Raw genomic sequence first — 20,238 nt, 5'->3', positions numbered from 1 at the left:
GTTTTTCCCTTCAAGGAGTAGACAAAATGACTGACTCAGAATCCACAAAGCCCGGTGAAGAAGTAGAGCAGGCGGGGCTCAGCCGTCGCGGTTTTCTTGGCAGCAGTGCGGTCACCGGCGCGGTGCTGGCGGGGGCCGCGACCCTCGGCGGCACGGTGTTCAGTCGCGAGTCCTGGGCGGCGGCGGTGAAGGATGCGCAAGCAAAAATCCATGTCGGCCCCGGTGAACTGGACGAGTACTACGGCTTCTGGAGTGGCGGTCATCAAGGCGAAGTGCGCGTGTTGGGCGTGCCGTCGATGCGCGAGTTGATGCGCATCCCGGTGTTCAACGTCGACTCCGCCACCGGCTGGGGCCTGACCAACGAAAGCAAGCGGATCCTGGGCGACAGCGCCAAGTTCCAGAACGGCGATTGCCATCACCCGCACATCTCCATGACGGACGGAAAGTACGACGGCAAGTACCTGTTCATCAACGACAAGGCCAACTCCCGTGTCGCGCGCATCCGCCTGGACATCATGAAGTGCGACAAGATGCTCACCGTGCCGAATGTGCAAGCCATCCATGGCCTGCGACTGCAAAAAGTGCCTTACACCAAGTACGTGTTCGCCAATGCCGAATTTGTCATTCCGCACCCTAATGACGGCCACACCTTCGATCTGCAAGACAAGAACAGCTTCACGATGTTCAACGCCATTGACGCCGAGAAGATGGAGATGGCTTTCCAGGTGATCGTCGACGGCAACCTGGACAACACCGACGCCGATTTCACCGGCAAGTACGCCGCTTCCACCTGCTACAACTCGGAAAAAGCCTACGACTTGGGCGGCATGATGCGTAATGAGCGCGACTGGGTCGTGGTGTACAACATTCCGCGCATCGAAGCCGCGATCAAGGCCGGCAAGTTCATCACCCTGGAAGGCTCGAAAGTGCCCGTGGTCGACGGTCGCAAGACTGATGGCAAAGACTCCGAGTTCACCCGCTACATCCCGGTTCCGAAGAACCCGCACGGCCTGAACACCTCTCCCGATGGCAAGTACTTCATTGCCAACGGCAAGCTTTCGCCCACCGTCTCGATGATTGCCATTGACCGTCTGGACGACCTGTTCGCCGACAAGTTCAGCGACCCGCGCGAGGTCATTGTCGCCGAACCGGAACTGGGCCTGGGGCCTTTGCACACCACGTTCGACGGTCGCGGCAACGCCTACACCACGCTGTTCATCGACAGTCAGGTGGTGAAGTGGAACATGGCCGAAGCGGTACGCGCCTACAAAGGCGAGAAGGTCAATTACATCAAGCAGAAGCTCGACGTGCAGTACCAGCCTGGCCATAACCATGCCTCGCTGACTGAAACCAGTGACGCCGATGGCAAGTGGCTGGTGGTGTTGTGCAAATTCTCCAAGGACCGCTTCCTGCCGACCGGACCGCTGCACCCGGAAAACGATCAACTGATCGATATTTCCGGCGAAGAAATGAAGCTGGTGCACGACGGTCCCGCATTTGCCGAACCTCACGATTGCATCCTGGCGCGCCGGGACCAGATCAAGACCAAAAAGATCTGGGACCGTAACGACCCGTTCTTCGCCGCCACCGTAGAACTGGCCAAGAAAGACGGGATCAATCTGGAGACCGACAACAAGGTCATCCGCGACGGCAATCATGTGCGGGTCTACATGACGTCCATGGCGCCGGCCTATGGCCTGCCCGAGTTCACCGTCAAACAGGGCAACGAAGTCACGGTGACCATCACCAACATCGACCAGATCGAAGACGTCTCCCACGGCTTCGTCATGACCAACCATGGCGCCAGCATGGAGATCAGTCCGCAGCAAACCTCGTCGATTACGTTTACGGCCGACAAGGCCGGCTTGCATTGGTACTACTGCAGCTGGTTCTGCCATGCGCTGCACATGGAAATGGTCGGCCGCATGAAAGTCGAGCGGGCCTGACCGTTGCCAATCGACAGGAGCGAACCCATGGCCGACATCAAGGACACCCCAGTGCGTGGTTGCGGGATAAACGTCTTTGCGTTGTTGCTCCTGTTGATGTCAGGCAGTGCGCTGGCGGCAGTTCAACCCGTCACCACGCTACCGTTGCGGGTTGACGCTGAACAACGCTGGCACCTGCCGGCAGGCGAGTACCGTGGCACATTCAGTGTCGATCAACCGATGCAAATTGTTTGCGAGCCCGGTGCCGTCTTTCAGGCGCAAGGGCAGGGGAACGGGATCATCATCAGTGCGCCCGATGTCGTGATCGAGGGCTGCACGTTTTTGGATTGGGGGCACGATCTCACCGCCATGAATGCGGCGGTGTTCATCCAGCCCAAGGCCCGTGGCGTGGTGATCAAGGGCAATCGCATGCAAGGCCAGGGATTTGGAATCTGGGTCGACGGTACGCAGGATGCCAGCCTGATCGACAACCGCATCCAGGGCGACCCGACGCTGCGATCGCAGGATCGTGGCAATGGCATTCATCTGTATGCGGTGCATGGTGCCAAAGTCATTGGCAACCAGGTGCGCGACACCCGCGATGGCATCTACATCGACACGTCCAACGGCAACCTGCTGCAGGGCAATACCCTGGAGGACCTGCGTTACGGCGTGCATTACATGTTCGCCAACGACAACCGGCTGATCGGCAACATCACCCGCCGCACCCGCACCGGCTATGCCTTGATGCAAAGCCGCAAGCTCACGGTGATCGGCAACCGCTCCGAACAGGATCAGAACTACGGCATCCTGATGAACTACATCACTTACTCCACCTTGCGCGACAATTTCGTCACCGACGTGCGCGACGGCTCGACCGGCGACAGCATGATCAGCGGTGCCGAGGGCAAGGCGTTGTTCATCTACAACTCGCTGTTCAACAGCATCGAACACAACCATTTCGAGCACAGCGCCGTGGGCATTCACCTCACCGCCGGCTCCGAAGACAACCGCATCGCCGACAACGCGTTTGTCGGCAACCAACGGCAGGTCAAATACGTTGCCACCCGCTTGCAGGAATGGTCGGTGGATGGCCGGGGCAATTTCTGGAGCGACTACCTGGGCTGGGACCGCAACAACGATGGCCTGGGCGATATCGCCTACGAACCCAACGACAATGTCGACCGCCTGCTGTGGCTGTATCCACAAGTGCGGCTGTTGATGAACAGTCCCGGGATCGAGCTGTTGCGCTGGGTGCAAAGGGCATTTCCGGTGATCAAGTCGCCGGGTGTACTGGACAGCCATCCGCTGATGAAACCCACCACTGAACCCCTGACCAAGGAGCCCGTTGCATGAATGTCATCGACATGGAAGGCGTCAGCCAACGCTATGGGCACACCACGGTGTTGCATCAGTTGAACCTGAGCCTGGCCGAAGGTGAAGTGCTGGGTTTGTTCGGGCACAACGGTGCCGGCAAGACCACCAGCATGAAACTGGTGCTGGGCCTGCTGACCGCCAGCGAAGGGCAAGTCCGGGTGTTTGGCCGCTTGCCCAGTGACCCGCACGTTCGACGGCTGCTGGGTTATTTGCCGGAGAACGTGACCTTTTATCCGCAGATGAGTGGCCTGGAGACCTTGCGCCATTTCGCCCGACTCAAAGGCGCCGCGCCTGCTCAGGTGGACGTGCTGCTGGAGGAAGTCGGCCTGGCGGGCGCGGCGCATCGCCGGGTCAAGACTTACTCCAAGGGCATGCGCCAACGCCTGGGGCTGGCGCAAGCCTTGCTCGGCGCACCGCGTTTGTTGCTGCTCGACGAGCCGACGGTCGGCCTCGATCCCATTGCCACTCAAGACCTGTACCGGTTGCTCGACCGCCTGCGCAACCAGGGCACCAGCATCATTCTCTGTTCCCACGTGTTGCCGGGCGTCGAGGCGCACATCAACCGTGCGGCGATTTTGACCCAGGGGCGTCTGCTGGCGCTGGGCAGTCTGCGCAGCCTGCGCGAGGAAGCCGGGTTGCCGACGCTGATTCGCGCCAACGGGCTCAAGCACGCCGGGCCTTTGCAGGCATCCTGGAACAATGCCGGGCACGTCACTCAGCGCTGGGGCGTGGAAGGCCTGGAGGTGGCGGCGCTCAATGGCAACAAACTCGATCTGTTGCGCCAATTGCTCAATGACGACGAGCCGGCGGACGTGGAAATCGACCCACCCTCCCTGGAAGACATCTACCGCTTTTACATGGGGCGGGCCGGCACGCGCCCCACTGGAGAGATCGCATGAATCCGATCTGGAACATGGCCCGCAAAGAGTTCAACGACGGTTTGCGTAACCGCTGGTTGTTGGCGATCAGCCTGTTGTTCGCAGTGTTGGCCACCGGCATCGCCTGGCTGGGCGCCGCGGCTTCCGGTCAGTTGGGCTTTACCTCGGTGCCGGCGACCATCGCCAGCCTGGCCAGCCTCGCGACGTTCCTGATGCCGCTGATTGCTTTGCTGCTGGCCTATGACGCCATCGTCGGTGAGGACGAAAGCGGCACGTTGCTGCTGTTGCTGACCTACCCGCTGGGGCGCGGGCACATCCTGCTGGGCAAGTTTATTGGCCACGGGATGATCCTGGCGCTGGCCACGCTGATCGGTTTCGGCTGCGCGATGCTGGCGATCGCTGTCTGCGTGGAGGATGTCGAACTGCAGTTGCTGTTCTGGGCGTTCGCACGCTTCATGCTGTCGTCGACGCTATTGGGCTGGGGCTTTCTGGGGTTGGCGTATGTGCTGAGCAGCGTGTCGGCCGAAAAATCCACGGCGGCCGGACTCGCGCTGGGGGTGTGGTTTTTCTTCGTGCTGGTGTTTGACCTGGCGCTGCTGGCCTTGCTGGTGCTCAGCGAAGGGCATTTCAACCCGCAGGTATTGCCCTGGTTGCTGCTGCTCAATCCTGCCGACGTCTATCGCTTGATCAATCTTTCCGGTTTTGAAACCGGCGTCAGTACGGCCGGCGTACTGACGCTCGGCAGTGATCTGCCGATGCCGGGCGCGATGCTCTGGCTGTGTCTGTTGTTGTGGGTAGCGGCGCCGTTGGGTTCGGCCTGGCTGCTGTTCCGTCGACGGGCGACCTGAATTCATACCTTTGGAGCACCTGACAATGAAAAACCGTTACTACACGACGTTACGCGCTATGGCGGGCCTGATGGTCTGTCTGCTGCTGACAGCGTGTGACAAGCCCGCGCAAGCTGCGTACAGCGACCTTCCCAGCGCCTTCCATCCCAGTGATGAATGCCATGTCTGCGGCATGATCATCAACGGGTTCCCGGGGCCGAAGGGGGAAGTGGTCGAGCCTGGCGGCATCAAGAAATTCTGCTCCACGGCGGAGATGATCGGTTGGTGGTTGCAGCCGGAAAATCATCACGGCGATGCCCGGTTGTATGTCCACGACATGGGCCGCAGTCCGTGGAACGCACCGGATGATTCCCAACTGATCGATGCCAAGGATGCCTTCTATGTGGTCGGCACCGGGCTCAAGGGGGCGATGGGCATCGTACTGGCGTCTTTCTCCAGTGAGCAGGCGGCACAGAAACTGGCCACCGAGCAGGGTGGTCGTGTGCTGCGGTTCGGCGATATCGATCAGTCGGTGCTTCAGCAACCGGCCATGTCGCACGCGACTCACTGATCGCTCGATTGGCTGCCCGATCTTTTATGAAATCTGATCGCCGTCAAGTCCGTCTGTTTGCGCTTGTTCAATGATAGGGGCCCGCAATGTCCCCAGTGCTTGGCATCGACGATGCCCAGGAGAACATGATGCAAACCGAGTTTCAGGATCGTTTGGCTGTGATCACCGGCGCCAGCTCCGGGATTGGTCTGGCCCTGTGCGCTGCGCTGTTGCCGCGTGGCGTCAAGGTGCTGGCGATGTCACGTACGGCCGGTGATCTGCCGGCCTTGCAGCAGATCTACGGCGAACGTTTGCAATGGAGCGCCGGGGACGTCACGTGCAAGGACGACTTGCGCAATCTGGCGGAGCACGCTGCGACGCTGGGCCGGATCGATTATCTGGTGCCCAACGCGGGGATCGCCGAAATGGCCGATGGCCTGGACATGCCGGCCTTCCAGCGCCAGTGGGCCGTCAACGGTGCCGGGGCGTTGAACACCCTGGCGGCGTTGCGCGGGGAGCTGGCGAGCCCGGCTTCGGTGGTGTTTGTCGGCAGCTTCCTGACCGGTTCGAGCTTTCCCGGCCTGGCCGCCTGCATTGCCAGCAAGGCTGCCTTGGCGGCACAGGCTCGCACACTGGCGGTGGAGTTTGCCCGTTTTGATGTGCGCATCAATCTGGTCTCCCCGGGGCCGACCGCCACCCCGATGTGGGACAACCTGGGCTTGAGCGACGATGAACTCGACGAAGTCGCGGACACCCTCGGCAAACGTATGTTGCCCGGGCACTTTCTCGATGCGTCAGCGGTGGCCAACGTGATTATCTTTCAGCTGTCCCAAGGCGCCCGGGGCGTCTACGGTCAGGACTGGACGGTCGACAACGGGTACACGTTGGGCTGAAGGGTGAACATATACTTGGGCTTGGTGCTGGTCACTCAAGATCGCTGGAGCGGTTTTTTGATGGTGTACATATCCGTTGTTGCGGTAACGGCTGCTGGCGGTTTCGCTCTTACAGCGAGTCCCTTTTCCAAACGCCGAAAAGGAACCAAAAGGCTTTGCCCCTCCATTCGGTGCCTCGCCTAGGCTCGGCATGCCCTCACTCCGGCATTGCTCCGGGGGGCCGCCGCCATCGGCCATCCATGGCCGGGGGCGGCTACCGCGGCATCCTTGCCGCGGTGCCCCCTACGCAACGCCTGCGTTCGGCCTCTGGGAAAGGGGCAACAGATCACGATCAAGATCAAAAACACGCAGCCTCGCCAAGGCTCGACAGCTGCTACGGAGGGTGGGAACAATCAACAGCTTTGCGAGCAGGTTCGCCCAACAATGTATCGGCGCACGACTTTGCTTTTCACCACTCAACAGGCCGAGCGTTAGCTCGCCTGCAGCTTTTGATGTTGACGCACCGCCCCCTCGAGAGGCCGAGTGGAGGTTCTGCGCAGTGGGCAACCCGGCATGGATGCCGGGTTAGCCGCCCCCGGCCATGGATGGCCGATGGCGGCGGGCCCACGGAGCAGGACCGGAGCGAGGGCATGCCGAGCCTAAGCGAGGCACCGAACGAAAGGGGCAAATGCGCTTTGGTTACTTTGGCGCTCTTCCAAAGTGACCCGCCGTAAGGGCGGAACCATTAGTGGCCGTTACCGCAAAAACGGATATACACCCAAACCCAAACCCAAACCCTAATGCGAAGTCCCCTCGGCAAACTCGATTTTATTGCCGACGTTGTACTTGCCGGACGGCTTGTTCATCGGCAGGCGTTTGATCTCCTCGAGGGTATTGCTGTCGTAAACGATCAGCGCGCCATCGGTGGCCCAGATGCTCAGCAGCAAGTAGCGGCCATCACGGGTGAACTCGACGTGGGTGGCAGTCTTGCCGGGCATCGGGCGCAAGGTATGGGCAATTTCCAGGGTCTGCTTGTCGATCAGGTGAATGGCATCGTTGTCAGGCCCGAAGAACACGTCGGACCAGGCATAGCGTGAGTTGACATGACTGCGCATGAAGAAACCCGGTCCCAGGGTCGGAATTTCCTTGATCAGTTTCCAGGTCTTGAAGTCGATGACCGAGATCAGCCCTTTGCTGATGTTCGGCGTGGCAAACACCCACTGACCGTTGCGTTTCCAGTAGGTCCCGGACCCCAGGTGGGGCATGCCCGGCAGTGCGATGTCGGTGACGATCCTGCCAGTGTCGAGGTCGATCACTTGACCGCCCCCGGCCTTGCGCGAGGTGGCCAGCAATTGCTTGTAGTCCGGCGAAAAGGAAAAGTCATCCAGTACATCCTCGGCCGGGATTCGCCGTGGTTCGAAGTCTGGTGTGCCGGCGCAAGACAATTCCCAAACCTCCTTCACGTCCTTGAGCGCCACGATAAAACTGTCCCGTGGCGGGGCGGTATAGACCGCGCTGACCCGTGATGGACTGCCGTCCTGGCCGATGGCCGGCAGGGTTTTGATCAGCGACAGATCGCGGGCATCGAGCACCACCAGGTTGCCCGGCAGATAATTGCCGACCAGCACCCATCGACCGTCCTTGCTCACCGCCAGGTTACGGGTGTTGAGCCCGACGCGGACCTCGGCAATCAGTTTCAGGTTATGCAGGTCGTACAGGCTGACCCAGCCGTCACGCGACGCGACGTAGACAAAACGCCCATCCGGCGAAAATTTCGGCCCGCCGTGCACGGCAAAGTGTGAAGCAAACCGCGCCAGTACTTCAAAGCGATCGCCGTCGAGGATATTGATGTGGTGATCGCCGGCTTCCACCACCACAAACAGGTTCAGTGGGTCGGCGTGATGTTGGGGCCTGTCGGGCAGTGTGCTGATGTCAGCGAGTACCGTGTGGCTGCCGCGAATGTCGTCGTTGCTCCAGGTGGGCGCGGTGGCGGGCGGTTGCTGAAGGTAGTTCGCCAGCGCATCGATCTGCGCCGGGTTGAGCACGTTGGCAAACCCGGCCATTTGGCTGGCGGGGCGACCGTCGCGGATCACGTTGCGGATTTCGTCGGGTTTGATCCGGCTCAGACTCTCCGTTAGCAACGCCGGCCCCGTCGCGCCGAAACGGTTGGCGCCATGACAGCCCAGGCAATGCTGTTGGTAGTGGTCGGCGGCCTGTTCCAATGTCCCCCCGACGGGCGGCAGCGCGGCGCCTGCGTAAGCTGCGCCTGCCCACAACAACGGGACAAACACCGCGCGCCTCATACCGTCACCCTGGCATGGCGTTTCAGCGCTTGAGCGGGGTAAAAACGCGCCGGATAGTCCCGTCGTTGGGTGGCGAACAAGTCGACGACCTGGCCAATGACGGTCAAAGTCGGAACACCCGGCGGGCAGTCCAGTGCCAGCGTCGGCAAGTGTTTCAGCACGCCTCGCGCGACATGCTGGTCGGGCCGCGTGCCATTGCTGATCAGCGCGGCGGGTGTGTCGGCTGCCATCCCGGCATTAATCAAGCGCTCGGCGATAATCCCGAGGTTCGATAACCCCATGTAAAACACCAAGGTCTGGCTGGTATCGGCCAGGTCGTGCCAGGGCAATATCAACTCGCCGTCGTGTTGCAGGTGGCCGGTGATGAACCGACAGGAGTTGACCAGGTTGCGGTGGGTCAGCGGGATGCCGGCGTAAGCGCTGCACCCGGACGCGGCGGTAATGCCCGGGACTACCTGGCAATCAATGTTGCGTTGCAACAGATACTCCAGCTCCTCGGCACCGCGACCAAAAATGAACGGGTCACCTCCCTTCAGCCGCGCCACGCGCAGCCCTTGATCGGCGAGGTCGGCGAGCAGTTCGTTGATCTGGTCCTGGGGCAGGCTGTGGCAACCGCTGGCCTTGCCGACGTAATGCCGGGCGCAGTCGAGGGGGATCAGCGTCAGCAGTTCGGGGCTGATCAGGCGGTCATAGACGACGGCGTCGGCCTGCATCAACAGGCTCCAGGCACGCAGGGTCAGCAGGCGGGGATCGCCGGGACCCGCGCCGACCAGGGCCACTTCGCCCGGTCTGAAGGTGGACTCAAGTGCAGCCGGTAAAACAATCGAGGGGTGCATGGGACGTCCTTGGTTCTTCATCAGGTTGGCCGGGGCTGGCCAGGCGGATGCTTCAGTGCATGACGCAAGGGATTGTCGGTAAGGGCGGCACACCGATTTCTTCGTCGCGGAGGTGGCAACCGGGGTCCTGGCCCCAGAGATCGCCTTCGGCCCAGGCGCGAGTGCGGGTGTTGCCGTTGCAGATGTCCAGCCAGCGGCATTGGCCGCAGCGGCCACCGACGGCGCGCGGATGCTCGCGCAGTTGCTGCAATAAGGCGTCCGGGCGGTCCAGCCAGAGGGTGCGAAATGGCGTGTGCCGCACGTTGCCTACCGAGTGCTGCCACCAATAAGTGTCCGGGTGGACGTCGCCGGTGTTGTCGATATTGGCGATGCCGCTGCCCGAAGCGTTGCCGCCCCAGGCGCGGAGCATGCGTTCCAGGCGCGAGGCGTGCTCGGGCAGGTGAAGGCTCACCCACTGCAGCAGCAGAATCGCGTCGGCGTCGTTGTTGCCACTGACAAAGTCGCTGTCGCGGCCCTGCGCGATATCGTCCCAGGCCTGTTCGAAGATCAACGTCATCGCCTCACGGCTCATCTGTTGCCGGGCGTCGAGCGTGCGACTGCGTTTGCCGCGACCGCTGTAGTTGAGGTGCGACAGGTAAAACTTCTGCACGTCGTACTCACGCATCAGCGTCAGCAGCTGAGGCAGTTGCCCATGGTTTTCCTGGGTGAGCGTGGTGCGCAAGCCAACACGAATACCCTGTTCGCGACAGAGCCGGATCGCGTGCATGGAACGGGCAAAACTGCCCTTGAGTTGGCGGAAGGCGTCATGGGTAGCTTGCAGGCCATCGATGCTGATACCGACATAGTCGAACTGCGCCGCGTGGATCTGCCCGATGTTGTGCTCAGTAATCAGCGTGCCGTTGGTGGACAACGCCACAAAGAACCCCTTGGCGCGGGCGTAGGCGCTGAGCACAAACAGGTCGTCGCGCAACAGGGGCTCACCGCCAGACAGAATCAGCACCTTCACGCCGGCGTCATGCAGGTCGTCGATCACCGTGAGTGCGGCCGGGGTATCCAGTTCATCGCGAAAGACACTGTCAGCGGACGTGGCGTAACAGTGTTTGCAGGTCAGGTTGCAACGCCTGAGCAGGTTCCAGATCACCACGGGTGGCCGTTGGCTGCCCGATGCGCCGGTTTTGGGGGCGGGCGCCTGGCCGGCCAGTGCGCGAAGGTATTGGCTGATCCTTAACATGCAACTCTCCTTGAGTCGGCGCGTGTTCAGTGCGAAGCGGGTGGCAGGCGCAGACCGGTTTTTTTCAGGATTCGGCTGCTCACCAACATCTCGTCGGCGGCGCAGGCATCACCCAGCAAGTAGCGCAGGTGCTCGCGGTAGCTGTCGATTTCCTCACTGCTGCGACCGTGCACCATGGCAAACAGGTTGTAGCGCCACGCGGTGCGGCGCGGGCGTCGATAACAATGGCTGACGAAGGGTTGCGCACCGATCAGCGCGCCGAGGCGGGGCATGTCTGCATCACGCACATCCCACACCGTCATGCCGTTGTGGCGGTAGCCCAGGCGATAGTGATTGGGGACGGCGGCGATGCGGCGGATGGCACCCTCTGCCTGTAATCGCTTGAGCAAGTCCAGGGTGGACTCGATGCTGAGGTCGAGCTGTTCGGCGAGCCAGGCCCAAGGGTCATCCAGCAGCGGCAAGCCGGCCTGGGTCAGCTCGATCAAGCGGTGAGCCAGGGTGTCTTCAGACCGGGAAATACAGACCGACATGGTAGGTCTCCTCTTTGGGCAGGTTGAGCAGCGACAGGCCGGTCAGGGTTTCGATGTGATGCAGGGTGTCGCTCAGTCGTTGTTGCGTGGCGCAACCGAGCACGAACCACATGTTCCAGGGGTGTTCGCGTCGATAGTTGTGCGCCACTTCAGGCAGGGCCTGTAGTTGTTCCGCGACGTCTTCGAAACGATCTTCCGGCACCGTCAGCGCCGCGAGGGTGAACGCGCCGCCCAAGCGCTCGATGTCGAACATCGGGCCGAAGCGCGTGAGCACGCCGTCTTCCAGCAAAAGGTGGAGGCGATCGAGCAATTCGTCGCTGCTGCTCTCCAGTTCCTCGGCCAGTACTTTCCAGGGTTGGCGCACCAGCGGCAGGCCCAGTTGCAAGCGATTGATCAGTCGACGGTCGAGGTCATCCACGGGGGGGAGCTCCTGTTGGCAGCGGGGCAAAGCGCCCGCCGCATTGTTTGAAGGCGTGGGTGCTGAACAGCAATTCGTGGGGCAGGTCGTCCAGCAAATGCTCCTTCAGCAGCGCCTGAATCTGCGCCTCGACCTGATCCCGTTGACGCCCGTGAACCATGCAGAACAGGTTGTAGTGCCATTGCGGCAAGCGTCGTGGTCGCTGATAGCAGAGCGTGATGCCGGGCGCCCGGCCCAGGCGCTGGCCGACTTCGTCGATCAACGCGTCCGGAACATCCAGCACCAGCATGGCGTTGGCGGTAAAACCCAGTGCGCGGTGGTTGAGCACCAGGCCGATGCGCCGGAACAGCCCTTGTTCGTGCCACTGATGCATTTGCGCGAGCACCTGGTTTTCGTCGGCGTTTATCCGTTCGGCGAGGGACTGATAGGGGCGCGGTACTCGCGGCAGGCCGCCTTCCAGGTGTCGACGCAGGGCCAGTGCCTGTTTAGCGTTCAATCCGGGTTGCATGGGCTTTCTCCCAGGGCAAAACCGAGGTCAATGCGGTAGGCAGTCAACATCGGCAGGTCCAGTGGTGTGAGACCGGTATCGTTCTCCAACGCTTCGAGCACTCGCTCAATGTGCTGGCGATCGGGACCGGTCAACACAAACCACAGGTTGTAGTGATGCTCGCGCGCGTAGTTGTGATTGACCTCGGGGTATTGGCTGACGCGTTCGGCGACCTGATGCAGGCGCTCGGGAGGCACGGCGAGGGCGGCGAGGGTGCTGGCCCCGGCGCGGCTGTGTTCAAACACCGGGCCAACGCGCGACAAGGCGCCGGCCAATTGCAGGCGATGCAGACAGGCCATCACTTGCGGCTCGCTGCAACCCAGGATCCGGGCCATCTCTTGATAGGGTTCCGCGCACAGCGGCATGCCGTGCTGGAAGCGGTCGATCAACTGGCGGCTGAGCAGGTCGAGGTTCATTTCAATAGCCCATTTTTTGCGCGCGGCTGCTGAAGAAGATGCCGCTTGGCGCGGCAGCGGGAAGGGTGCTCAGTTGCTTCAGGCTGTACGGGTCCCAGACTTGAACCTGATCGCCATCGCGTAATGACAGCCATAGCTGATCACCGCGCGCGGTGAACTCCATGTGCAGCACCGCTGGCCCCGGTCGCAAATCGGCGACCACGGCGTGGGTTTCGGTGTCGATGACCTGAACCCGGTCATTGTCCGGGTAGGCGAAATTGACCCACAGTTGCCGACCGTCCGGGCGCGAGGTGACGAACACCGGTTGGCCGGCAACGGGAATGACGGCGGTTTGCTCCCAGGTGCGCGAATCCATCACCAGCACCTGGTGCCGGCCAACCGCAGGCACGAACGCCTGGTTGTCGGCGACGGCCCAGCCCTCCAGGTGCGGCATCTTGTAGACCGGCAGTTTCGCCTGGCCGCGTCCATAATCGCCGAGCACTCGCCGCACTCCGCGTTCGGGGTGCCAAAGGTCGAGTTGGGCCATGCCGTCTTCGCCGAACAACCCGGCCATGTAGTAGCGACCGTCCGGGGTAATCAGCGCGTCGTAGGGTTGCTGGCCGATGGCGGTGAAGCGGCTGATCTTCGGCGACGTTCCCTGGCTGAAGTCGGCCGTCCAGATCTCGCCGGTATCGAACAGGCTGAACACAAAGCGCTGGCCGGGTGCGTCGACCAGGCCGACCACCCGCGAGCGCTTGCTGCCATCGGCCAATGGGGTGGCAGGGATGTCAGCCACCAGTTGCAAGGTGACGGCATCGAAGACCTTGACCCCGCCGGGCACATAGTTGGACACGGCGATCAATTTGCCGCCCTGGCTGATGGCGCCACCGATACTGTTGCCGCCTTGTATCAGTCGATGGTCGATGCGCCGGGTCAGCAAGTCGATCTTGCTCAGGCCGCCGTCGCGACCGAACACATAGGCATAACGCTGGTCGCGGGAGAACACCACCGAGGCGTGGGACAGGTCACCCAGACCATCGAGTCGGGCCAGTGCCGAGCGGGTATCGCTTTCAATGATTTGCACACTGCCGCTGGCGCGCTCCACGACCACGCCCAGATCACCGGTGCCGCGCAACGGCGGTTGAGTACACGCGGACAACAACAGCCCGGTCGCCGCTGACAGCAGGATTGAACGGATCATGGTGCGGGGTATCCCTTGAGAAGAAGGTCGACCAGCCAACGAATATCGTCCGGGCCAAGCAGCGGGGCCCAGCCGGGCATCGCGGTGCCGGGTCGGCCTTGGGAGACGGTGGCAATCAGGCTGTCCCGGGACTTGCCGGCCAGTGCGGTGCGAGTCAGTTCGGGACCCAGCCCGCCGGTCATGTGCAGCCCATGGCAGGCGCCACAGTCCTGGGCCAGCAGGTGTTCGAGTTGTGCCTGACGCTTGGCGTCAGGGGTGGCAACTGCCGTTGCGCAAATGAGGAGGAGGGCCGTCAGAACTGCAGCGTGTCCATACACCATCATGACGCCCTCCGATTGGCTATTTCAGACTCAGGACCCAGGTCGCGAGTGTCTTGGCTTCTTCATCGGTCACCGGGTTGGCCGGCATCGGCATCGGGCCCCAGTTACCTTGCGTACCGTTTTTGATGTGACTGGCCAGGGTGTCCACCGCCCCGGCCACCCCCGCGTTCTTGGCCGCCACATCCTTGAGTGCCGGGCCGACAATCTTGGCGTCGATGGAGTGGCAGGCAGCGCAAGGTTTGCTTTTGAACAGTTCCAGCGCGTCTTGGGCCATGGCCGGTTGCACGCTCAGTGCAGCGGTCAGGGCAAACAGTGAAAGCAGCGTATTTTTCATGGTGTTTCCTTGCATTGATAACGCTCAATAAATGTCGTGTTGGGTGTTGTAGACGTTGAATTTTCCGGTGGGTGTGATCAGTCGTTTGTCCTTGATGACCGATTTGAGCTTCAGGGTTTTGTCGTCGATCACCACCAGCGCCGATTCGTCTGCCTGGCCGCTCCACACGGAGAACCAGACTTCATCGCCCGCCTTGTTGTATTCCGGCTGCACGACGCGCATCGCCCCTTGCTTGATTCCCGCGTACTCGGCAATGGGCAACACGGTGTAGCCGGCGTCGAGCTTGTCGATGTTGAACACCGCCACTGACTGACTGAGTTTCGCGTCGGGGTTGAGGGTGGTGTCGACATACAAATGACGGGAATTGGGGTGGGTTTTGATGAACAGAGAACCGCCGCCCTGGCCCTTGATCGAGGTGACCTGTTTCCAGGCGTATTGCGGGTGATTGACCGGGTCGGTGCCGATCAGCGAAATCCCCTCGTCGCCCAGGTGGCTGGTGGCCCAGACCGGTCCGTAGGTGGGGTGGTCAAAGTTGGCGCCGCGACCCGGGTGAGGGGTTTTGCCGACGTCCACCAGCGCGGTCAATTTGCGCTCTTTGGAGTCGATCACGGCGACTTTGTTGGAGTTGTTGGCGGCGGTCATGAAGTAACGGTGGGAGCTGTCCCAGCCACCGTCGTGCAGGAACGGAGCGGCATCGATATAAGTGATGGAGAGGTTTTTGATGTCCTGGTAATTGACCAGCATGACCTTGCCGGTTTCCTTGACGTTGACGATGAACTCCGGCCATTCGTGGGAAGCGATGATGGCCGCGACGCGGGGCTCGGGGTGATATTCCTGTTTGTCGACGGTCATGCCACGGGTCGAAACGATCTGTTTGGGCTCCAGGGTTTCGCCATCCATGAGGGTGAACTGTGGCGGCCAGTAGGAGCCGGCGATGGTGTATTTGTCTTCGTAGCCCTTGAACTTGGAGGTCTCCACCGAGCGCGCTTCGATCCCCACTTTGACTTCAGCAACCTTGGTGGGCTCCACCGGCCACAGGTCGATCATGTCGATCCGTGCGTCTCGGCCAATCACCAGCAAGTACCGGCCCGAGGCGGAAATACGCGAGATGTGCACCGCATAACCGGTCTCGATCAGCTTGACGATTTTCTTGCTGTCACCGTCGATCAGGGCGATCTTGCCGTCGTCGCGCAACGTCACCGAAAACAGGTTCGGCAGGTTGAGTTTGCTCAGCTGTTTCTTCGGCCGATCCTCGGGTTTGACCAGCACTTTCCAGGTTTTCAGCGTCTCGGCCATGCCCCATTCCGGCGGCGTTGGCGGTGTGTGCTGGATAAACCTGGCCATGGTCGTGATCTGATCCTTGGTCAACGCATTGGACGTCCCCCAGTTCGGCATCCCTGCGGGCGAGCCGTAGGTGATCAACGCTTCCAGATACGGTTGCCCGCGAGACTGGGTGATGTCCGGCGTCAGCGGTTTGCCGGTGGCACCTTTGCGCAACACACCGTGGCAACCGGCGCAGCGCTGGAAGTAAATTTCCTTGGACGCGTCGAAGTCGGCCTGGCTCATGTCGGGAGCGCCGGCCGTTTTGACCATGGACGGATTGGCCGCCGTGGCGGCGGGTGCCTCGGCACTGGTCGCGTGAGTCCCCGCGGCGGCCAGTGCCGAATACAGTGCGGCGACAGTCAGAGCAAACGTTTTTCTATTGCTGATCAGCATTCCATTTCTCCTCAGGCAAGACCTTTGCGATGCGCTGAAACCGCAGCGCAGGACGCAGGTTCTAAGTGCGCTGCAAGGCTATGCCCGAGCAGGCCAATGCTTGCTTGACGGCGATCAAGTTTGCCGGTCATCTCGCTTGCCAGGTTGTCGCAGGGACCCTTAGCGTGTTCCATGAATCCGCTGTTGAATCAGGTGCCCCATGGACCATATCCCGTCTCGCGAAAACAAGGTCGAACCCTTCTACCAACCGCTCAATAATGAGGAGGCGCTGTTCGAACAAGCCTGGCGACACGGCATGCCGGTGCTGATCAAAGGCCCCACGGGCTGTGGCAAGACCCGTTTCGTTCAGCACATGGCCCATCGATTGAACCTGCCGCTGCACACCGTGGCGTGCCATGACGACCTGAGTGCCGCCGACTTGATCGGCCGTCATCTGATTGGTGCGCAGGGCACCTGGTGGCAGGACGGACCGCTGACCCGCGCAGTGCGCGAAGGCGGCATCTGTTACCTCGACGAAGTGGTCGAGGCGCGCCAGGACACGGTGGTGGTCCTGCACCCGTTGGCCGATGATCGTCGGGAGTTGTTTCTGGAACGCACCGGCGAAGTGTTGCAGGCGCCACCGTCATTCATGTTGGTGGTGTCGTACAACCCCGGTTACCAGAACCTGCTCAAAGGCATGAAGCCGAGCACCCGTCAGCGCTTTGTGGCGATGCGTTTCGGCTATCCGCCCGTGGCTGAGGAAGAGCGCATTGTCGCCCGGGAAGCGCAGGTGGACAGTGCGCTGGCGGCGCAAGTGGTCAGGCTGGGGCAGGCCCTGCGCCGGCTCGATCAGCATGATCTGGAGGAGGTGGCCTCGACGCGGCTGCTGATTTTTACCGCGCGAATGATCCGCTCCGGGATGAGCCCGCGTGAGGCCTGCATGGCGTGCCTGGCCGAACCGTTGAGCGATGATCCGATGACGGTGGCCGCGTTGATGGGCGTGGTTGATGTCCACTTCGGCTGAGTCCGCAAACGCTTCGCCTGGCCACTTGCCGGGCGATCTGGCGATGTGGTTTTTTATCCTCGCCGAGCTCTCGGTGTTCGCCATTCTGATACTGGTGTTCGCCGTCACCCAAGCCATCAAGCCGCAGATGTTTGGCGAAAGCCGACTGTTGCTCAACACCTCAACCGGTCTGGCGATGACCCTGAGCCTGCTCACTGCCGGGCTGTTCGCCGCCCTGGCACAGGAGCAGGTCCGGCACTCGCGGTCACGCCGTGGCGCGATCTATCTGCTGGCCGCGTTGCTTGCCGCCAGTGTCTATGTGGTGTTGAAAGTCACCGAGTACCGGCACTTGCTGGCCTCGGGGCTGGGCCTTGAGCACAACACGTTTTTTACCCTCTACTGGATTCTCACCGGTTTTCATTTTCTCCATGTCCTGCTCGGCATGTTGATCCTTGGATGGCTGGCCGAGCGGTGCCGTCGTGGCCGCTATGACGCCAGCAACCGCAGCGGATTCGAATCCGGCGTGTTGTATTGGCACATGGTCGACCTGATCTGGGTCGTGCTGTTTCCGCTGGTCTACGTGCTGGGTTGATGAGGTGCCAATGTCTGCTTCCAGGTGGTTGTTTGTCTGCTGGGCCGCACTGACCGCGTTAAGCCTGTGCACGGTGTTGCTGGCGCAGTCCGCGGCGGCGTGGTGGCTGTCCCTTGCGATTTTGCTGGTGGCTGTCGCCAAGGCGTGGCTGATTACGAATGGCTTCATGGAGATGCGCCACGCGCCGCGATTGTGGCGGCGATTGATGATGAGCTGGGCGTTCGTGCTGGCGTTGTTGGTGGGATTGACCTTGCTGGCCATCGTGTAACTCATGTAGCAGCTCGCGCAGCCTGCGTTCGGCTGCGCAGCCGTCGTAAATCCTGCCCCCCGCCTTTAACCTGAATCACTGCAGTGTCACCTCTCACGACTGCTTCGCAGCCGAACGCAGGCTGCGCCAGCTGCTACAGGGTCAAGTACTTCCACGCGTAATACCTGAGCAAAACCATCGGAGTTTCTTGATCGCCATCAAGCAGATTTCGACCCCTCGCTTCCTAAAATGGACGGGCCAAGCAAAGAGGAAGCGACCATGTCAGAGACCTTCACCAAAGGCATGGCCAGGAATATCTACTTCGGGGGAAGCGTTTTCTTCTTCCTGATATTCCTGGCCTTGACCTACCACACGGAACAAACCTTTCCAGCGCGCAGCAATGAAGCGCAACTCACTGAATCAGTGATCCGCGGCAAGACAGTCTGGGAGCAAAACAACTGCATCGGCTGCCACACGCTGCTGGGCGAGGGCGCCTACTTTGCGCCTGAGCTGGGCAATGTGTTCCAGCGACGCGGCGGGGAGGAGGGCTTCAAACCCTTCCTGCATGCCTGGATGAAAATGCAGCCGCTGAATGTGCCGGGCCGGCGAGCGATGCCGCAGTTCAAGTTGAGTGAGCAGGAGGTGGATGACATCGCCGAGTTCCTCAAATGGAGCTCGAAAATCAACACCAATGGCTGGCCGCCAAACAAGGAGGGCTAAGCGATGAGCATTGCTAATCCACATCTGAAATTCGCCTCGCAAGCCGTGGCCAAACCGTACTTCGTGTTTGCCCTGATGCTGTTTCTCGGTCAGGTGCTGTTCGGTTTGATCATGGGCCTGCAATACGTGGTAGGGGACTTTCTGTTCCCGATCATTCCCTTCAACGTGGCGCGGATGGTGCACACCAACCTGCTGATCGTCTGGCTGCTGTTCGGTTTCATGGGCGCGGCGTACTACCTGATACCGGAGGAGGCCGACCGCGAGCTGCACAGTCCGAAGCTGGCGATCATTCTGTTCTGGGTCTTCGCGGCGGCGGGTGTGCTGACGATTCTCGGCTACCTGCTGGTGCCCTATGCCGGCCTGGCCCGGCTGACCCACAACGAACTGCTGCCCACCATGGGCCGGGAGTTCCTGGAGCAACCGACCATCACCAAGATGGGCATTGTGGTGGTGTGCCTGGGGTTCCTCTACAACATCGGCATGACCCTGCTCAAAGGTCGCAAGACCACCGTCAGCATGGTCATGATGACGGGGTTGATCGGGCTCGCGGTGTTCTTCCTGTTCTCCTTCTACAACCCCGGTAACCTGGCCCGCGACAAGTTCTACTGGTGGTGGGTGGTGCATCTTTGGGTGGAAGGTGTGTGGGAATTGATCATGGGATCGATGCTCGCGTTTGTCCTGATCAAGATCACCGGGGTCGACCGCGAAGTCGTGGAGAAATGGCTCTATGTGATCATCGCCATGGCGCTGATTACCGGGATCATCGGCACCGGTCACCACTTCTTCTGGATTGGTGCGCCCGAGGTCTGGCTGTGGGTCGGTTCAATCTTCTCTGCCATGGAACCGCTGCCGTTCCTGGCCATGGTGGTCTTCGCCTTCAGCATGGTGAAGAACCGTCGCCGGCAACACCCGAATCGCGCGGCCACACTGTGGGCCAAGGGCACCACGGTCACGGCGTTCTTCGGTGCGGGCGTCTGGGGTTTTCTGCACACCCTGGCACCGGTCAACTTCTACACCCATGGTTCGCAACTGACGGCAGCGCACGGTCACCTGGCCTTCTACGGTGCTTACGCCATGATCGTGATGACCTTGATCAGCTACGCCATGCCGCGCTTGCGCGGGTTGGGTGAAGCGGGCGACGAGCGTTCGCAGACACTTGAAATCTGGGGTTTCTGGTTGATGACCCTGTCGATGGTGATGATCACGCTGTTCCTCACCGCAGCGGGTGTCGTACAGGTCTACCTGCAACGCTGGCAGGCCGACGGGATTGCCTTGCCATTCATGGCCACGGTCGAACATCTGCAAGTGCTGTTCTGGGCACGTCTGGGTGCCGGTCTGGGGTTCTTCGCCGGGTTGCTCTGCTACTTGCTCAGCTTCAAGCAACGGGGCCGTGCCGCTTTGCGCGCTCCAGCAGCGGTCGTGCCTTCATGAGCCGGG

22 protein-coding genes are annotated in these 20,238 nt (G+C 61.3%); 11 read left to right on the top strand and 11 right to left on the bottom strand.

Annotation, left to right across the window (positions count from 1 at the left end; genetic code table 11):
* Positions 1-26 precede the first annotated feature (26 nt).
* The 6 genes from nosZ (at position 27) to C7534_RS22070 (ending at position 6,450) form a co-directional block, all read left to right on the top strand.
* Positions 27-1,946 (top strand): TAT-dependent nitrous-oxide reductase, encoded by a 1,920-nt coding sequence (gene nosZ, locus C7534_RS22095; RefSeq protein ID WP_109787034.1) that lies wholly within the window; start codon positions 27-29, stop codon positions 1,944-1,946.
* A gap of 27 nt (positions 1,947-1,973) precedes the next feature.
* A complete protein-coding gene (locus C7534_RS22090; protein WP_109787033.1) occupies positions 1,974-3,281 on the top strand; it encodes a nitrous oxide reductase family maturation protein NosD in 1,308 nt (435 codons plus the stop codon).
* Positions 3,278-4,201, top strand: a complete 924-nt coding sequence (locus tag C7534_RS22085; protein ID WP_109787032.1) for an ABC transporter ATP-binding protein — start codon at positions 3,278-3,280, stop codon at positions 4,199-4,201. Before C7534_RS22090 ends, C7534_RS22085 begins: the two co-directional genes overlap by 4 nt.
* Complete coding sequence (locus tag C7534_RS22080; protein ID WP_046028114.1) at positions 4,198-5,028, top strand: ABC transporter permease; 831 nt, start codon at positions 4,198-4,200, stop codon at positions 5,026-5,028. The genes C7534_RS22085 and C7534_RS22080 overlap by 4 nt, the downstream gene beginning before the upstream one ends.
* 25 nt (positions 5,029-5,053) lie before the next feature.
* Positions 5,054-5,578, top strand: a complete 525-nt coding sequence (locus tag C7534_RS22075; protein ID WP_046028113.1) for a nitrous oxide reductase accessory protein NosL — start codon at positions 5,054-5,056, stop codon at positions 5,576-5,578.
* 128 nt (positions 5,579-5,706) lie between these two features.
* Positions 5,707-6,450 (top strand): SDR family NAD(P)-dependent oxidoreductase, encoded by a 744-nt coding sequence (locus C7534_RS22070; protein ID WP_046028274.1) that lies wholly within the window; start codon positions 5,707-5,709, stop codon positions 6,448-6,450.
* Between the two features lie 776 nt (positions 6,451-7,226).
* Here the strand turns inward: C7534_RS22070 and C7534_RS22065 are convergent.
* The 11 genes from C7534_RS22065 to C7534_RS22015 are packed head-to-tail and all read right to left on the bottom strand — an operon-like array spanning position 7,227 to position 16,260.
* On the bottom strand, positions 7,227-8,732 hold the full coding sequence (locus C7534_RS22065; RefSeq protein ID WP_109787031.1) for a nitrite reductase: 1,506 nt from the start codon (positions 8,730-8,732) through the stop codon (positions 7,227-7,229).
* Positions 8,729-9,568 carry a uroporphyrinogen-III C-methyltransferase gene (cobA, locus tag C7534_RS22060; RefSeq protein ID WP_109787030.1) on the bottom strand — a complete coding sequence of 280 codons (840 nt, stop codon included), beginning with the start codon at positions 9,566-9,568 and terminating at the stop codon, positions 8,729-8,731. Before cobA ends, C7534_RS22065 begins: the two co-directional genes overlap by 4 nt.
* Before the next feature lie 52 nt (positions 9,569-9,620).
* Entirely contained in the window at positions 9,621-10,799 is a 1,179-nt protein-coding gene (gene nirJ, locus C7534_RS22055) for a heme d1 biosynthesis radical SAM protein NirJ (protein ID WP_109787029.1), read from the bottom strand.
* A gap of 26 nt (positions 10,800-10,825) precedes the next feature.
* Positions 10,826-11,329 carry a siroheme decarboxylase subunit beta gene (ahbB, locus tag C7534_RS22050; RefSeq protein WP_109787028.1) on the bottom strand — a complete coding sequence of 168 codons (504 nt, stop codon included), beginning with the start codon at positions 11,327-11,329 and terminating at the stop codon, positions 10,826-10,828.
* A complete protein-coding gene (locus tag C7534_RS22045) occupies positions 11,304-11,747 on the bottom strand; it encodes an Lrp/AsnC family transcriptional regulator (RefSeq protein ID WP_109787027.1) in 444 nt (147 codons plus the stop codon). The genes ahbB (C7534_RS22050) and C7534_RS22045 overlap by 26 nt, the downstream gene beginning before the upstream one ends.
* Positions 11,740-12,255 carry a siroheme decarboxylase subunit beta gene (gene ahbB / locus C7534_RS22040; protein ID WP_109787026.1) on the bottom strand — a complete coding sequence of 172 codons (516 nt, stop codon included), beginning with the start codon at positions 12,253-12,255 and terminating at the stop codon, positions 11,740-11,742. Before ahbB (C7534_RS22040) ends, C7534_RS22045 begins: the two co-directional genes overlap by 8 nt.
* Complete coding sequence (locus tag C7534_RS22035; RefSeq protein WP_109787025.1) at positions 12,240-12,710, bottom strand: Lrp/AsnC family transcriptional regulator; 471 nt, start codon at positions 12,708-12,710, stop codon at positions 12,240-12,242. The genes ahbB (C7534_RS22040) and C7534_RS22035 overlap by 16 nt, the downstream gene beginning before the upstream one ends.
* A 1-nt stretch (position 12,711) precedes the next feature.
* A complete protein-coding gene (locus C7534_RS22030) occupies positions 12,712-13,890 on the bottom strand; it encodes a cytochrome D1 domain-containing protein (protein WP_109787024.1) in 1,179 nt (392 codons plus the stop codon).
* Positions 13,887-14,213: a c-type cytochrome gene (locus tag C7534_RS22025; RefSeq protein ID WP_046028104.1), complete on the bottom strand. Its 327-nt coding sequence runs from the start codon at positions 14,211-14,213 to the stop codon at positions 13,887-13,889. The genes C7534_RS22030 and C7534_RS22025 overlap by 4 nt, the downstream gene beginning before the upstream one ends.
* A 16-nt stretch (positions 14,214-14,229) precedes the next feature.
* Entirely contained in the window at positions 14,230-14,544 is a 315-nt protein-coding gene (locus C7534_RS22020) for a c-type cytochrome (RefSeq protein WP_046028102.1), read from the bottom strand.
* A gap of 24 nt (positions 14,545-14,568) precedes the next feature.
* A complete protein-coding gene (locus C7534_RS22015) occupies positions 14,569-16,260 on the bottom strand; it encodes a nitrite reductase (RefSeq protein WP_109787023.1) in 1,692 nt (563 codons plus the stop codon).
* A gap of 199 nt (positions 16,261-16,459) precedes the next feature.
* Here C7534_RS22015 and C7534_RS22010 point away from each other — a divergent pair, with 199 nt between their 5' ends.
* The 5 genes from C7534_RS22010 (at position 16,460) to C7534_RS21990 (ending at position 20,232) form a co-directional block, all read left to right on the top strand.
* Positions 16,460-17,263: a CbbQ/NirQ/NorQ/GpvN family protein gene (locus C7534_RS22010; RefSeq protein ID WP_046028099.1), complete on the top strand. Its 804-nt coding sequence runs from the start codon at positions 16,460-16,462 to the stop codon at positions 17,261-17,263.
* On the top strand, positions 17,247-17,834 hold the full coding sequence (locus C7534_RS22005) for a cytochrome c oxidase subunit 3 family protein (RefSeq protein ID WP_046028098.1): 588 nt from the start codon (positions 17,247-17,249) through the stop codon (positions 17,832-17,834). Before C7534_RS22010 ends, C7534_RS22005 begins: the two co-directional genes overlap by 17 nt.
* Positions 17,835-17,844: 10 nt before the next feature.
* On the top strand, positions 17,845-18,102 hold the full coding sequence (locus C7534_RS22000) for a cytochrome C oxidase subunit IV family protein (protein WP_109787022.1): 258 nt from the start codon (positions 17,845-17,847) through the stop codon (positions 18,100-18,102).
* A 258-nt stretch (positions 18,103-18,360) separates the two neighbouring features.
* The gene (locus C7534_RS21995; RefSeq protein ID WP_046028094.1) at positions 18,361-18,801 is read left to right on the top strand and encodes a c-type cytochrome; all 441 of its coding nucleotides are present in this window, start codon (positions 18,361-18,363) and stop codon (positions 18,799-18,801) included.
* A 3-nt stretch (positions 18,802-18,804) separates the two neighbouring features.
* Positions 18,805-20,232 (top strand): cbb3-type cytochrome c oxidase subunit I, encoded by a 1,428-nt coding sequence (locus C7534_RS21990; RefSeq protein WP_046028092.1) that lies wholly within the window; start codon positions 18,805-18,807, stop codon positions 20,230-20,232.
* Positions 20,233-20,238: the final 6 nt, after the last annotated feature.

This window comes from Pseudomonas sp. OV226 (assembly GCF_003148705.1).
Classification (GTDB): domain Bacteria; phylum Pseudomonadota; class Gammaproteobacteria; order Pseudomonadales; family Pseudomonadaceae; genus Aquipseudomonas.
The sequence above is the reverse complement of the archived record's forward strand: the minus strand, read 5'-3'. Positions and strand labels throughout refer to the sequence as shown.